12 protein-coding genes and 2 tRNA genes are annotated in these 14,965 nt (G+C 62.8%); 12 read left to right on the forward strand and 2 right to left on the reverse strand.

Features of this window, described 5'->3' with window-relative positions; all coding sequences use genetic code 11:
* Positions 1–59 precede the first annotated feature (59 nt).
* From tpiA to ACY8GK_RS19205, 12 genes are all read left to right on the forward strand, one after another.
* Complete coding sequence (tpiA, locus tag ACY8GK_RS19150; protein WP_196177974.1) at positions 60–815, forward strand: triose-phosphate isomerase; 756 nt, start codon at positions 60–62, stop codon at positions 813–815.
* Positions 816–819: 4 nt separating this feature from the next.
* Positions 820–1,212: a preprotein translocase subunit SecG gene (gene secG / locus ACY8GK_RS19155; RefSeq protein WP_196177972.1), complete on the forward strand. Its 393-nt coding sequence runs from the start codon at positions 820–822 to the stop codon at positions 1,210–1,212.
* A gap of 21 nt (positions 1,213–1,233) precedes the next feature.
* Positions 1,234–1,319: transfer RNA gene (locus tag ACY8GK_RS19160), tRNA-Leu, on the forward strand.
* Positions 1,320–1,417: 98 nt separating this feature from the next.
* A tRNA-Met gene (locus ACY8GK_RS19165) sits at positions 1,418–1,494 on the forward strand.
* A 131-nt stretch (positions 1,495–1,625) separates the two neighbouring features.
* On the forward strand, positions 1,626–2,084 hold the full coding sequence (rimP, locus tag ACY8GK_RS19170; RefSeq protein ID WP_196177970.1) for a ribosome maturation factor RimP: 459 nt from the start codon (positions 1,626–1,628) through the stop codon (positions 2,082–2,084).
* Positions 2,085–2,143: 59 nt separating this feature from the next.
* Positions 2,144–3,625, forward strand: a complete 1,482-nt coding sequence (nusA, locus tag ACY8GK_RS19175) for a transcription termination factor NusA (protein ID WP_196177968.1) — start codon at positions 2,144–2,146, stop codon at positions 3,623–3,625.
* Positions 3,626–3,651: 26 nt separating this feature from the next.
* Positions 3,652–6,171, forward strand: a complete 2,520-nt coding sequence (infB, locus tag ACY8GK_RS19180; RefSeq protein ID WP_196177966.1) for a translation initiation factor IF-2 — start codon at positions 3,652–3,654, stop codon at positions 6,169–6,171.
* Between the two features lie 120 nt (positions 6,172–6,291).
* Positions 6,292–6,690 carry a 30S ribosome-binding factor RbfA gene (gene rbfA, locus ACY8GK_RS19185; RefSeq protein WP_196177964.1) on the forward strand — a complete coding sequence of 133 codons (399 nt, stop codon included), beginning with the start codon at positions 6,292–6,294 and terminating at the stop codon, positions 6,688–6,690.
* A gap of 3 nt (positions 6,691–6,693) precedes the next feature.
* Positions 6,694–7,611, forward strand: coding sequence for a tRNA pseudouridine(55) synthase TruB (gene truB / locus ACY8GK_RS19190; RefSeq protein ID WP_196177962.1), 918 nt, complete (start codon positions 6,694–6,696; stop codon positions 7,609–7,611).
* 147 nt (positions 7,612–7,758) lie between these two features.
* Complete coding sequence (gene rpsO / locus ACY8GK_RS19195; protein WP_196177960.1) at positions 7,759–8,028, forward strand: 30S ribosomal protein S15; 270 nt, start codon at positions 7,759–7,761, stop codon at positions 8,026–8,028.
* A gap of 251 nt (positions 8,029–8,279) precedes the next feature.
* A complete protein-coding gene (gene pnp, locus ACY8GK_RS19200) occupies positions 8,280–10,385 on the forward strand; it encodes a polyribonucleotide nucleotidyltransferase (protein ID WP_196177958.1) in 2,106 nt (701 codons plus the stop codon).
* A gap of 262 nt (positions 10,386–10,647) precedes the next feature.
* Positions 10,648–11,001, forward strand: coding sequence for a BON domain-containing protein (locus ACY8GK_RS19205; protein ID WP_196177956.1), 354 nt, complete (start codon positions 10,648–10,650; stop codon positions 10,999–11,001).
* 80 nt (positions 11,002–11,081) lie between these two features.
* On the opposite strand, the gene ACY8GK_RS19210 is transcribed toward ACY8GK_RS19205, so the two are convergent.
* Together ACY8GK_RS19210 and ACY8GK_RS19215 are read right to left on the reverse strand one after the other, a co-directional pair.
* A complete protein-coding gene (locus tag ACY8GK_RS19210) occupies positions 11,082–14,012 on the reverse strand; it encodes a DUF748 domain-containing protein (RefSeq protein WP_462401829.1) in 2,931 nt (976 codons plus the stop codon).
* A 78-nt stretch (positions 14,013–14,090) separates the two neighbouring features.
* A complete protein-coding gene (locus tag ACY8GK_RS19215; protein WP_462401830.1) occupies positions 14,091–14,960 on the reverse strand; it encodes an oxygenase MpaB family protein in 870 nt (289 codons plus the stop codon).
* Positions 14,961–14,965 lie beyond the last annotated feature (5 nt).

Consider the following 14,965-nt stretch of genomic DNA (forward strand, 5'->3'; position numbering starts at 1 on the left):
TTGCCAGCGCTTTCAGGGTTGGGTAAGATCTGCGCCCACTTTGATCGACGAGGTAAGGCATGCGTCGCCCCATGGTAGCTGGTAACTGGAAAATGCACGGTACCCGCGCCAGCGTCGCTGAGCTGATCTCGGGCCTGGAAAGGCAGGCGCTTCCAGCCGATGTCGAAGTGGCGGTTTTTCCGCCTGCACTGTTCATCAATCAGGTGATCGATGCGTTGCAGGGCAAGGGGATTGCCGTTGGAGCACAGAATTCTGCAGTACAGCCCGAGCAGGGCGCGCTGACCGGCGAAGTTGCACCGAGTCAGCTGGCTGAAGCAGGCTGCAAGTTGGTGTTGATAGGTCATTCGGAGCGTCGCCAGTTGATCGGCGAAAGTGACGAAGTACTTGGACGCAAGTTTGCAGCTGCCCAGCAAAGCGGTTTGAAGCCAGTGCTCTGTGTCGGCGAAACGCTGACCGAGCGCGAGGCAGGCAAGACGCTGGAAGTTGTCGGGCGTCAGTTGGGCAGTATCATCGAAACATGTGGTGTTACGGCTTTTGCCAATGCGATCATCGCCTATGAGCCTGTATGGGCCATCGGTACTGGCCTGACGGCCACGCCTCAGCAGGCCCAGGATGTGCACGCCGCCATCCGGGGGCAGTTGGCGGCAAAGGATGCCGAGATCGCTTCCGGCGTACGGATCCTGTACGGTGGCAGCGTCAAGGCGGCCAATGCGGCCGAGCTGTTTGGCATGCCGGATATCGATGGGGGGCTCATTGGTGGAGCGTCCCTGAACGCAGACGAATTCGGTGCAATTTGTCGCGCCGCAGGAAACTGAACAAATGCTGGAAACAGTCGTAGTTGTTTTTCATCTGTTGGGCGCCATCGGTGTAATTGTTCTGGTGTTGCTGCAACAAGGTAAAGGCGCGGAAGCAGGGGCTTCCTTCGGTGCGGGTGCTTCGAATACCGTATTCGGTAGCCAGGGTTCCGCGACTTTCCTGAGTAAGATCACTGCTATACTTGCTGCCTCTTTCTTTTTGACAGCGCTTGGGTTAGGATACTTCGCCAAGGAGAAAGCTCAAGAACTGAACCAGGCGGGTCTTCCAGATCCAGCGGTTCTCGAAGTGAAAGAGCAGAAGCCGGCAGTCAATGATGATGTACCGGTGCTCCAGGAACAGAAAAGTGACGTCGCTCCAAAAAGTGATGTTCCTTCCTCGACCGAAGAGCAGAAGTAACGGGTTTCAAGTAGTCGTATTGCCGAGGTGGTGGAATTGGTAGACACGCAACCTTGAGGTGGTTGTGCCCATAGGGTGTAGGGGTTCGAGTCCCCTTCTCGGTACCAATTGAAGCATGAGAGCCCGCTACAGCGGGCTTTCTTGCAGGTGGAAGGTCAGATTGACCCTTGCAGGGTTCGGTCTTATACTTTTGCTCCAGCTTTGACGCGGGGTGGAGCAGTCTGGTAGCTCGTCGGGCTCATAACCCGAAGGTCGTTGGTTCAAATCCAGCCCCCGCAACCAGTTGTCAGCGGAGCCCCTTCAAAAGGGGCTTTTTGTTAGCTGATCAGTTCTCAACGTCGTTGTCCTACGGCGTATCAGGGATGGGCGTTTCGCCCATTTTTTATTTGCACAGCATGCACGAGGGGGTTCAGGTGTCGAGCAAGCTAGAACAGTTGCAGGCCTTGTTGGCCCCGGTTGTCGAGGGTCTTGGCTATCAATGCTGGGGGATCGAGTACATCTCCCAAGGCAAGCATTCGGTACTGCGTATCTACATCGACAAGGAAGGCGGGATCCTGGTGGACGACTGCGAAGTGGTCAGTCGCCAGGTTAGTGGCGTCCTGGATGTAGAAGATCCGATCAGCTCCGAATACACCCTCGAAGTGTCCTCTCCTGGCATGGATCGCCCACTGTTCTCGCTGGAACAGTTCGCTTCGCATGCCGGCGAACAAGTGAAGATAAAGCTGCGTACGCCTTTTGAGGGTCGACGCAACTTCCAGGGCCTTCTCCGCGGTGTGGAGGATCAGGACGTGGTGGTCCAGGTGGACAATCACGAGTTCCTGTTGCCGATCGACTCGATCGACAAGGCCAATATTATTCCCAGTTTTGACTGAGACGTGCCTGGTCCGGAGCGACGTCCGGACCGAATGGCTTGCGCAAGGCGAGGCGTACGATGAGCAAAGAAGTACTGCTGGTTGTTGAATCGGTATCCAACGAAAAGGGCGTCCCGCCCGGCGTCATTTTCGAAGCGCTGGAAGTGGCGCTGGCTACCGCAACCAAGAAACGTTTTGAAGACGAAGTCGACCTGCGTGTCGAGATCAACCGCCATACCGGCAACTACGAGACGTTCCGCCGCTGGACCGTGGTCGAGGAAGACGACCTGGACGATCCGGCCATCGAAACCTGGCCGAGCAAGATCCGGGAGACCCATCCAGAGGCCAAGGTCGGCGACGTGATCGAGGAAAAGATCGAGTCCATCGAGTTCGGTCGTATCGCTGCCCAGACCGCCAAGCAGGTCATCGTGCAGAAAGTCCGCGAAGCCGAGCGCGCCCAGGTGGTCGACGCCTACCGCGAACGTGTGGGCGAGATCATTTCCGGTACCGTCAAGAAGGTCACCCGCGACAACGTCATCGTCGACCTGGGCAACAACGCCGAGGCCCTGCTGGCACGCGAGGACATCATCGCCCGCGAAACCTTCCGGGTCGGCGTGCGCCTGCGTGCGCTGCTCAAGGAGATTCGTACCGAAAACCGTGGTCCGCAGCTGATCCTGTCGCGTACCGCTCCGCAGATGCTGATCGAGCTGTTCCGCATCGAAGTGCCCGAGATCGCCGAGGGCCTGATCGAGGTGATGGCCGCTTCCCGTGATCCGGGCTCGCGCGCCAAGATCGCCGTTCGTTCCAAGGACAAGCGCATCGATCCGCAAGGCGCCTGCATCGGCATGCGTGGTTCGCGTGTGCAGGCGGTGTCCGGCGAGCTGGGTGGTGAGCGCGTGGATATCGTCCTCTGGGACGAGAACCCCGCGCAGTTCGTCATCAACGCCATGTCGCCGGCCGAAGTCGCGGCGATCATCGTCGACGAGGATGCCCACGCGATGGACATCGCCGTGGCCGAGGACAATCTTGCCCAGGCCATCGGGCGCGGCGGTCAGAACGTTCGCCTGGCCAGTCAACTGACTGGCTGGACCCTGAACGTGATGACCGAGAAGGACATCCAGGACAAGCAGCAGGCCGAAACTGGCGACATCCTGCGCAACTTCGTCGAAGAGCTGGAAGTCGACGAAGAACTGGCGCAAGTACTGGTTGACGAAGGTTTTACCAGCCTGGAAGAAATTGCCTACGTACCGTTGGAAGAAATGCTCAACATCGACGGCTTCGACGAGGACATCGTCAACGAGCTTCGCGCTCGTGCCAAGGATCGTTTGTTGACCAAGGCCATCGCTACCGAGGAAAAACTGGCAGACGCACACCCAGCCGAAGACCTGCTCTCGCTCGAGGGCATGGACAAGGACCTGGCGGCGGAACTGGCGGTGCGCGGTGTGGTTAACCGCGAAGACCTGGCCGAGCAGTCGATTGACGACCTGCTCGACATCGACGGCATCGACGAAGAGCGTGCCGGCAAGTTGATCATGGCCGCCCGAGCCCACTGGTTTGAGTAATTGGCGCGGCCTGAGGAGAGAAGTGCATGACGCAAGTCACGGTGAAAGAACTGGCCCAAGAGGTCGAAGCACCGGTAGAGCGCCTGCTGCAGCAGATGCGTGAGGCAGGTCTGCCGCACACCGACGCCGGTCAGGTAGTGACCGACAACGAAAAGCAGGTTCTGCTGAGCCACTTGAAGAGCGGCCACAAGAGCAAGGCGCAGGAGCCGCGCAAGATTACCTTGCAGCGCAAGACCACTAGCACCCTGCGTGTCGCCGGTAGCAAGAGCATCAGCGTAGAAGTACGCAAGAAGAAAGTATTCGTCCAGCGCAGCCCGGAGGAAATCCAGGCCGAGCAGAAGCGTGAGCTCGAAGAGCGCCGCGCGGCGGAGAACGCTGCTCGCGAGAAGGCCGAGGCCGAAGCTCGCCAGCGTGCCGAGGAGCAGGCGCGTCGCGATGCCGCTCAGGCCGCGGCCGCTGCGCCCAAGGCAGCTCCGGCAGCGCCGGCACCGGCAGCCGCGCCAGCCGAGGCACCGGCCGCCGCCGATGCCGCCAATCGTGGCGGCGAGCGCAAGAAGGACGATGCCCGTCGCGGGGATCGTGCCCGTGAGGACGATCGTCGTGGCGAGCGCCGCAACGAAGCGCCGCGCGTGTCGATCAAGGTGAAGGTCAAGGAGAAAGAAAAGGCTCCGACGCCGCGTGCCGCGCCGCGCACCACCGACGAGGAAAGCGATGGTTTCCGTCGCGGTCGCGGTGGCAAGGGCAAGCCCAAGAAGCGCAACCAGCATGGTTTCCAGAACCCGACCGGTCCGGTCATCCGTGACGTGACCATCGGCGAGACCATCACGGTTTCCGAGCTGGCACAGCAGATGTCGGTCAAGGGCGCCGAAGTCGTCAAGTTCATGTTCAAGCTGGGCACGCCGGTCACCATCAACCAGGTGCTCGACCGCGAAACCGCGCAGCTGGTCGCCGAAGAGCTGGGCCACAAGGTCACCCTGGTCAGCGATACCGCCCTGGAAGATTCCCTGGCCGAGTCGCTGAAGTTCGAAGGCGAGACCGAGTCCCGTGCGCCGGTAGTGACCGTCATGGGCCACGTCGACCACGGCAAGACCTCGTTGCTCGACTACATTCGTCGCGCCAAGGTTGCCGCGGGCGAGGCCGGTGGCATCACCCAGCACATCGGTGCCTACCACGTCGAGACCGACCGTGGCATGGTCACCTTCCTGGATACCCCGGGCCACGCCGCGTTCACCGCGATGCGTGCGCGTGGTGCCAAGGCCACCGACATCGTCATCCTGGTGGTGGCGGCGGATGACGGCGTGATGCCGCAGACCCGCGAGGCCGTGCAGCATGCCAAGGCCGCTGGCGTTCCGCTGGTCGTCGCGGTGAACAAGATCGACAAGCCTGGTGCCGACATCGATCGCATCCGCAACGAGCTGGCCGTCGAAGGCGTGACCTCCGAGGACTGGGGTGGCGACACCCCGTTCGTCAAGGTCTCGGCGAAGATGGGTACCGGTGTCGACGAACTGCTCGAAGCCGTCCTGCTGCAGGCCGAGATCCTCGAGCTGACGGCGACCCCGACCGCTCCGGGTCGTGGTGTCGTGGTCGAATCGCGCCTGGACAAGGGCCGTGGCCCGGTGGCGACCATCCTGGTCCAGGACGGTACCCTGCGTCAGGGCGACATGGTCCTGTGCGGCTCCAACTATGGCCGCGTGCGTGCCATGCTCGACGAGAACGGCAAGCCCGTGAAGGAAGCCGGTCCGTCGATTCCGGTCGAGATCCTCGGCCTGGACGGCACGCCTGAAGCCGGTGACGAGCTGTCGGTGGTCGCCGACGAGAAGAAGGCCCGTGAGGTCGCGCTGTTCCGCCAGGGCAAGTACCGCGAGGTCAAGCTGGCCCGCGCCCATGCCGGCAAGCTGGAAAACATCTTCGAGACCATGGGTCAGGAAGAGAAGAAGACCCTCAACATCGTGCTCAAGACCGATGTGCGTGGTTCGCTCGAGGCGCTGCAAGGCTCGCTCGGCGGCCTGGGCAACGACGAAGTGCAGGTGCGCGTGGTCGGTGGCGGCGTCGGTGGTATCACCGAAAGCGACGCCAACCTGGCCCTGGCGTCCAATGCGGTGCTGTTCGGCTTCAACGTGCGTGCCGATGCCGGCGCGCGCAAGATCGTCGAGCAGGAAGGTCTGGACATGCGTTACTACAACGTGATCTACGACATCATCGAGGACGTCAAGAAGGCCCTGACCGGCATGCTCGGCAGCGATGTTCGCGAGAACATCCTGGGCGTCGCCGAGGTGCGTGACGTGTTCCGTTCGCCGAAGTTCGGCGCCATCGCCGGCTGCATGGTCATCGAAGGCACCGTGTATCGCAACCGTCCGATCCGCGTGCTGCGCGAGGACGTGGTGATCTTCGAGGGCGAACTGGAATCGCTGCGTCGCTTCAAGGACGACGCCGCCGAAGTCCGCTCCGGCATGGAGTGCGGTATTGGCGTCAAGAGCTACAACGACGTCAAGGTCGGCGACAAGATCGAAGTCTTCGAGAAGGTCCAGGTGGCCCGTACGCTCTGAGCGACGAGCAGGGGAAGTGGTCATTTCGCGCCTGGCGCCAGGTGACCGCTTCTGGAAACAACGCCCGGTCAGGCATTGCGCCTGGCCGGGCGTTTGCCGCTTTAGTTACAGGTAGCAACAATGGCAAAAGAATATAGCCGTACCCAACGCATTGGCGACCAGATGCAGCGCGAGCTGGCCGAGCTGATTCGTCGTGAAGTCAAGGACCCGCGTGTCGGCCTGGTGACCATCACCGCCGTCGAGGTCAGCCGTGACCTCGGTCATGCCAAGGTATTCATCACCGTCATGGGCGCCGATGGCTCCGATGGCGTCGAGCAGACGCTCAAGGCGCTGGGCAATGCCGCAGGCTTCCTGCGTCTGCAGCTGGGCCGGGTGATGAACCTGCGCAGCGTGCCCCAGCTGCATTTCCATTTCGACGAGAGCATCAGCCGCGGCGCCCATCTGTCGGCGCTGATCGAGCGTGCGGTGGCCGAAGACCGCTTGCACCAGGATGCCGACGAGCCGGACACCAAGGAGTAACGGGTGGCCCAGGTCAAACGTATCCGCCGCAATGTCAGCGGCATCATCCTGCTCGACAAGCCGCTGGGCTTCACTTCCAACGCGGCCCTGCAGAAAGTCCGCTGGCTGCTCAATGCCGAGAAGGCCGGTCATACCGGCAGCCTCGACCCATTGGCCAGCGGAGTCTTGCCGCTGTGCTTCGGCGAGGCGACCAAGTTCTCTCAGTACCTGCTCGATTCAGACAAGGGCTACGAGACGGTCATGCAGTTGGGGCAGACCACTAGCACGGCCGATGCCGAAGGCGAAGTCCTGCAGACCCGCGAGGTGACCGTCGGTCGCGCCGATGTCGAAGCGCTGCTGCCGCGTTTTCGTGGCCAGATCAGCCAGGTACCGCCCATGTACTCGGCGCTCAAGCGCGACGGCCAGCCGTTGTACAAGCTTGCGCGTGCAGGAGAGGTAGTGGAGCGCGAGGCGCGTTCTGTTACTATTGGCCGCCTGGAACTGCTTCAGTTCGAGGGCACTCGCGCCACGCTATCGGTCGGCTGCAGCAAGGGCACCTATATCCGCACCCTGGTGGAGGACATAGGCCAGGCGCTTGGCTGTGGCGCCTATGTCGCGCAGCTGCGCAGAACCCAGGCCGGGCCGTTCGACCTGGCCAGGACAGTGACGCTCGAAGCGCTCGAGCACGCCCATGCCGAAGGTGGCAGCGAGGCGCTCGACCGTTTCCTGCTGCCGTCGGACAGCGGGCTGCTCGACTGGCCGCTGGTCAGGCTGTCCGAGCACAGTGCCTTCTACTGGTTGCATGGGCAGGCAGTACGGGCTCCCGATGCGCCCATGCAGGGCATGGTTCGGGTGCAGGATCACGATGGTCGCTTCATCGGTATCGGTGAGGTGAGCGAGGACGGGCGCGTGGCGCCACGTCGACTGATTCGATCGGAATGATCGAAACCGCGGGCCGGGGCTTTGGCCCAGATCCGCGGATCCGAGGATGGCTGTCAATAGGCACGGTCAGGCCTCTTACATCAATACGGGGATTCGTCCTCGGCCTATTGGAACCCGCTTGCGGGGTCCGTTTACAGGAGAAGCCTCATGGCCCTCAGCGTCGAAGAAAAAGCTCAGATCGTTGCCCAATACCAGCAAGCCGCCGGCGATACCGGTAGCCCGGAAGTGCAGGTTGCTCTGCTGACCGCCAACATCAACAAGCTGCAAGGCCACTTCAAGGCCAACGAAAAAGACCACCACTCCCGTCGTGGCCTGATCCGTATGGTCAACCAGCGTCGCAAGCTGCTGGATTACCTGAAGGGCAAGGACACCACTCGCTACAGCGCCCTGATCGGTCGCCTGGGCCTGCGTCGCTAATAGCGGCCCGGCCAGTGGTGTACATGGCGTGTTGCATGCTTCGGCGCCGCTGCCACGCAGCGGTGCCGATGAACACGCCACGTGTGTCGAAGAGGTTGGCGGCCTGGTCTGGCCGAGCGGTTCCCCGCTCGCTCAGGCCAGGCTTCCAACCTTTCGTTTTGTCTGGACGGTCGACAGGGCCGATACCCTGCGCTGCCCAAGAATTCGCAAGAAACCAGTTCCCCCAGAGCCACTGAAGAAGGTAGGAAACCGTGAACCCGGTAATCAAGCAATTCCAGTTCGGTCAGTCGACCGTCACTCTCGAGACTGGCCGCATCGCGCGCCAGGCATCCGGCGCCGTGCTCGTCACCGTCGACAACGATGTCACCGTGCTGGTGACCGTGGTCGGTGCCAAGCAGGCCGATCCGGGCAAGGGCTTCTTCCCGCTGTCCGTGCACTATCAGGAGAAGACCTACGCAGCCGGCAAGATCCCGGGCGGCTTCTTCAAGCGCGAAGGCCGCCCTTCCGAGAAGGAAACGCTGACCTCGCGCCTGATCGACCGTCCGATCCGCCCGCTGTTCCCCGAAGGGTTCATGAACGAAGTGCAGGTCGTCTGCACCGTGGTTTCCACCAGCAAGAAGACCGACCCGGACATCGCCGCGATGATCGGTACCTCGGCTGCCCTGGCCATTTCCGGCATTCCGTTCGAAGGCCCGATCGGCGCTGCCCGCGTCGCCTTCCACGAGAGCACCGGCTACCTGCTCAACCCGACCTACGAGCAACTGGCCGCCTCGAGCCTCGACATGGTCGTGGCCGGTACCGAGTCGGCCGTGCTGATGGTCGAATCGGAAGCCAAGGAGCTGACCGAGGACCAGATGCTGGGCGCGGTGCTGTTCGCCCATGACGAGTTCCAGGCCGTGATCAAGGCGGTCAAGGAACTGGCTGCCGAAGCTGGCAAGCCGACCTGGGACTGGCAGCCGGCCGCCGCCAACACCGAGCTGCTGGCTGCCGTGCGCGCCGAGTTCGGCGAAGCGATTTCCGAAGCCTACACCATCACCCTCAAGGCGGATCGCTATGCGCGCCTGGGCGAGTTGCGCGACCAGGCCGTGGCCCGCTTCGCCAATGAAGAGGCCGGCCCGGCCGTTGGCGAGGTCAAGGAAATCTTCGGCGAGCTTGAATACCGCACCGTTCGCGAAAACATCGTCAACGGCAAGCCGCGCATCGATGGGCGCGACACGCGCACCGTGCGTCCGCTGAACATCGAAGTCGGTGTCCTGCCCAAGACCCACGGTTCGGCACTGTTCACCCGTGGCGAGACCCAGGCCCTGGTCGTCGCGACCCTCGGTACCGCGCGCGATGCCCAGCTGCTGGACACGCTCGAAGGCGAGAAGAAGGACAGCTTCATGCTGCACTACAACTTCCCGCCGTTCTCGGTGGGCGAGTGCGGCCGCATGGGCGGTGCCGGTCGCCGCGAAATCGGCCATGGCCGTCTGGCCCGTCGTGGCGTGCAAGCCATGCTGCCGAACGAGAGCGAGTTCCCTTACACCATTCGCGTGGTGTCCGAGATCACCGAATCCAACGGCTCGAGCTCCATGGCTTCGGTCTGCGGCGCGTCCCTGGCGCTGATGGATGCTGGCGTGCCGATGAAGGCGCCGGTTGCCGGTATCGCCATGGGCCTGGTCAAGGAAGGCGAGAAGTTCGCGGTCCTGACCGACATCCTCGGTGACGAGGATCACCTGGGCGACATGGACTTCAAGGTCGCCGGTACCGCCAAGGGCGTTACCGCCCTGCAGATGGACATCAAGATCAACGGCATCACCGAAGAGATCATGGAGATCGCCCTGGGCCAGGCCCTGGAAGCGCGCCTGAACATTCTCGGCCAGATGAACCAGATCATCGGCCAGTCGCGCAGCGAGCTGTCGGCCAACGCACCGACCATGCTGGCGATGAAGATCGACACCGACAAGATCCGCGACGTCATCGGCAAGGGCGGCGCCACCATTCGCGCCATCTGCGAAGAAACCAAGGCTTCGATCGACATCGAGGATGATGGCTCGATCAAGATCTTCGGCGAGACCAAGGAGGCGGCGGAAGCAGCGCGCCAGCGCGTGCTGAGCATCACTGCCGAGGCCGAGATCGGCAAGATCTACGTCGGCAAGGTCGAGCGTATCGTCGATTTTGGTGCCTTCGTCAACATCCTGCCTGGCAAGGATGGCCTGGTGCACATTTCCATGCTCAGCAACGAGCGCGTGGAGAAGGTCACCGACGTGCTCAAGGAAGGCCAGGAGATCGAAGTGCTGGTACTGGACGTGGACAACCGCGGCCGTATCAAGCTGTCGGTCAAGGACGTGGCGGCAGCCAAGGCTTCCGGCGTCTAAGCCGACGATGAAGACAGAAGAAGGGCCCTGAACAGGGCCCTTTTTCATGGGCGGACAAAAAGCGCCAGCGACTTGCATCTTGCATGCGAAAAATCGCCAGTTTTTGCAATTTGCACGACAAGCGAAACGGTCCGTGTTTCTAACTTACTGATATGTAAGTGTTTTTTGTTTTCGGAAAACTGGCACGCGAGCTGCATCCTCCTTGTCACTGACGCCAAACAGCATTCTGGCGCAGACCTTTCGAATAACAGGAGTGTCCCGTATGAAGAAGTTCGCCATTGCTGCCGCTACTGCTACCGCCCTGTCTCTGACCATGGCCAATGCTGCATTTGCACAGCAGTCCGCGCAGGCACCCATGACGCTGGCGGCCAACTCCACCACCCAGGAAGTCAAGCAGGATACTTCCGATACCTGGATCACCACCAAGGTCAAGGCTGACCTGCTGACCGAGAAGGGCATCCCGGGCAGCGACATCAAGGTCGAAACCAACAAAGGCGTGGTTTCCCTGTCCTCCGACGTCGCCGTGAGCGAATCGCAGAAGGAAATGGCCATCGCGATCACCAAGAAGATCAAGGGCGTGCAAGCCGTTTCGGCTGACGGCCTGAAAGCCGAATAAGGATCGTTTCATCGGCCGAGGGACCCGGCCATCCTGAAACAAGCCCCCGCATCGCCGGGGGCTTGCTCATTGCTATACGCTCATTCGACGTCCAGATGCAACGGGGTGACCACGCGGCCATCGGCCTGGGCCTGGCCCAGAGCCGTATCGAGGAAATAGACCCGCTGGTCTTGCAGCTTGCCCTTGTCGACCAGGTAGTCCTTTATGCTGCTGGCGCGGTCTTGTCCAAGCAGGCGCAGCAGCGTGGTATTGGCCGCCCAGAAGTCGATCACGGCAGCATGCAACCTGGCGGTACGCACCGTGCGCTCGAGCTGGTCCCATTCCTTTGGCGGCTGGCGCTTGAGGCGTGTGCGATAGATCGCCTCGAGCATGGCCGGTTTCTCTTCATCGGCGACCTGCAGCTGGGAGGCATCGGCCGGCACCTTCTCGCCGCGCCGCTGCAGCATCTTGTACCACATGGCCTGGTATTCCCGCTCCAGGCGCCGCTGGGCGATCAGCGGCCCATCGCTGGCCGCTGCGCTGGTGCCTTCGATCTCCAGGCGCAAGTCGGGCCGCTCGGCCAGCGCCTTGGCCAGTTGGTCCAGCGCGGCACGGGAGGCTTCGCTCAGTTCGCTGGAGCCGGGGGCAAAAGCGATCGTGCTCAGGTCCTGCGCGCCGCCGCCGTTGACCAGGCCACCAATGAACCTGAACGGTGATTGCGCCGCGCGCGCCAGCAGGTTGCGCAAGGTCTGCCAGACGATCGGCATGACACTGAATTGCGGGTTGTTCAGATCGCCCGCCACGGGCAGCGAAAGCGCTATCCGACCGTCGCTGTCCTTGAGCAAGGCCACCGCCAGCCGAACCGGTAAGTCGATCGCATCGGGGCTTTCGACCCTTTCGCCCAGCTGCAGCTGTTCGATCACCACCTGGTTCTCGGCCTTCAGCTGCCCTTGGCTGATCAGGTAGTGCAAGTCGAGGTCTAGCCGGCCCTTGCGAATGCGATAGCCAGCGAACTTGCCGGAGTAGGGAGTCAGGGTGGTCAGCTCGACGCGACGGAAGCTGGCCGCGATGTCGAGACTGGCCATCGGGTCGAGTGGATTGAGCGCGCCGTGGATCACCACCGGCGCGTACCGGTCGACCTTGCCCTGGATGTCGACCTGGGCCGGCTTCGCGGCACGGTTGTCGATGGTGCCGATGGTGCCGTTGAGCGCCTGTGCGGCAGTGGCGAAGAACGGTGTCAAGGTAAGGTCGGCGAAGTTGGCCGAGCCGTCCTGGATGCGCACTTGCCCCACACGCACGCCCAGAGCCGGCCTGGCCCGGTGTGCGGCCGGCCGTACGGGTGCCTCATCGGCGCGGCTGTCCGGCTTGACGACCAGGTCATCGAAGTTGGTCGTGCGGTCTTCGTTGATCATGAATCTTGCGTAGGGTTGCAGCAGGCTCACCCGTTCGATCGACAAGGCATCGCCATGCACATAGGACAGACCCTCTAGGTCCAGTCGCTGCCATTTGAGCAAGTCACGATTGTTGAGCGTATCGAGGGTATGCAACTGGTCGACCTGGGCCTTGCCGGCAACCTGGAAATGCAGCGGTTCGACGCTTTGCAGATCGACGTCCAGGTCGCTGGTCAGCATGCCGCTGCGCAGTTCCAGGCGCAGGTAGGGGCTGAGGTAGGCCTGGGCCATGCGCAGGTCGATGTCGCGTGTGCCGAGCTTGAGCCGAGCACGCATCGGCGCCAGCTCGACCTGGCCGCTGGCCTGCAGGCGGCCTTGCTTGCCGACGCCTGTGTCGAGGCTGAGCGAGAAGGGTGATCGGCCCAGGCTGTCGAAGCCTTGGAGCTTCAGGTCGAGCGGGCCGACATCCAGCGTGACCGGCTCTGGCTGGCGCCGATCGGCCAGGTGCACGAAGGCATTGCCGAGCCGGACATCCTTGAGCAGCACTTGCCAGGGCTTGCCTGGCCCTGGCGAGGCCTTTGCGGTGGCAGGTGGCTTGGCGGTGACGGCCGGGGCGTGCTGCGTGGACGACGGAGCGGGCGTGGCAGGCAGCACTTTCAGCCAGTCCAGTTCGCCGTCGTCGTCCAGGGCCGCCCAGGCCTCGAGCCCGTCGCCATGCACCTTGCCCAGGGTGACCCGCTGGCGGGCCAGGTCGATCGACGCGTCGCTGATTTGCAGGTTGGCCAGGCGCCCGAGTTGGCGCCCATCCACGGTCTTGATCGAGAGTGGAGCGATCTTCAGCGCAGTCTGCTCCAGCGACAGTTCGGTGTGCTTGGCCAGGCTCAAGCGGTAATGGGTGGAAAAGCTCAGCAGGCCATCGTCCAGCGCCAGGGCGACATGGTCCCTTACATAGGGCCACCAGAGCTTCATGCGCGCATCGGTGACTTGCAGGGTGCCTTGCGAGGTGAACGGCGCCAGACCCAAGCTGCCTTTCCAGTCCAGGCGGCCTCCGTCCGGACCCTTGGCCACTAGCAGCATGTCGGCGTGGTCATCCGGCAGGGTGCTGAGCCTGTTCAGCTCCAGGTTCAGCGAATCGTAGACGAAGGCGATAGGTTCGCTCGGGCGCAAGTCGCGAAAGCGCAGATAACCCTCGTCCAGCTTGAGACTGTCGATGCGCAGCGGAAAGGGCTTGCGCGCCGGCTCGTCGGGCTTGTCCTGGTCGTCCGGCAGCCGGAACAGTTGGGTAAGGTTGAGCGTGCCATCCTTGGCGAAGGCGATTTCGACCCGTGGCCGGCTCAGCTCGACCGCCGCCAGGTGCAGGACACCGCGCCACAGGCTGTCCAGCTGCAAGTCGGCCTGCAGCCGTTCGAAGCCCAGCTGTTGATCGCCTGGCTCGCCGATGCGCAGTTCGTGCAGCACCAGCTTGAGGTGAAACGGATCGAATTCCACACGTTGCAGCGTGGCAGGGACATTGGCATGGCGCGCCAACTGGTGATTGGCCAGGTGCAAGGCGATGGGCGGAAACACGAAGAAACCCAGCAGGCCATATACGGCAACGATGACCAACAGGGTAGCGGCGGCGCGGATCAGTCCTTTGAGCATGTGGGCGGCGTCTGTCACGAGCGGAAGTGCTTGGAGTATGGCATGACGCAACGGTTCCGGAGGCCGCGCGAAATCCCGCTAGCCGATACCCATGCGCCGCCGCGCCCGATGCTGCGAGCCGTCGCGTACCGCCCAGCGCAGCACTGGCGCGATCGTGCGCACGCCTTGGCGAATCAGCCGCTTTTGCAGCGTGCTCTGATGCAGCTCGAGCATCTGCATGGCCCAGTCTGGCAGCAGGTCGATACCAGCGGCGAACATGAGCTTGCCGACCGGCGCCGCCAGGCGGCTGGGCGCGGGTGCCTCGAGCAGGACGCCGACCACCTCGTGGCTGCGGGCATCACAGTGCAACTGTGGGCGGATCGCCTCGAGATAAGCCTCCACCTCGCGGCAGGAACGCGGCACGGCACGCGCTCCCAGGCGTTCGGCGATCAGGGCGATCTCGGCATAGTAGGCATCCTGGTCAGCCAGCGACAGGTGTGGATCTCGATAGCGCAGGTGGGCCGCCAGAAAACTGCTGACTTCCGCCACATGCACCCAGGTCAGCAGGTCGGGATCGCTGGCCGCGTAAGGCCGGCCGTCTGGCGCGGTACCGACCACCTGCAAGTGAACCTTGCGTACCCGTTCGATCAGCCATTGGGCATCGCCGGTGGAACCGAAGGTGGTTCCCGAGATGAACTGGCCGGTACGGCGCAAGCGCCCGATCAGGTCCTGGCGGAAGTTGGAGTGGTCCCAGACGCCCGCCAGGGCGAGCGGATGCAGCAGTTGCAGCAGCAGCGCGCCGATGCCACCGATCAGCATGCTGGTGAAGTCGCCATGCACCCGCCAACTGAGGCTCTGCGGCCCGAACAAGCCCGGATCGCCCTTGGGCGACTCGAGGTCGAGCTGGCCGAGGGCCAGCCCGGTCAGGCTGAGGATCTGGGTCTCGATACGGCGGCGAATGGCTTCCATGGCGT

The sequence above is a fragment of the Pseudomonas sp. Marseille-QA0332 genome (assembly GCF_054950175.1).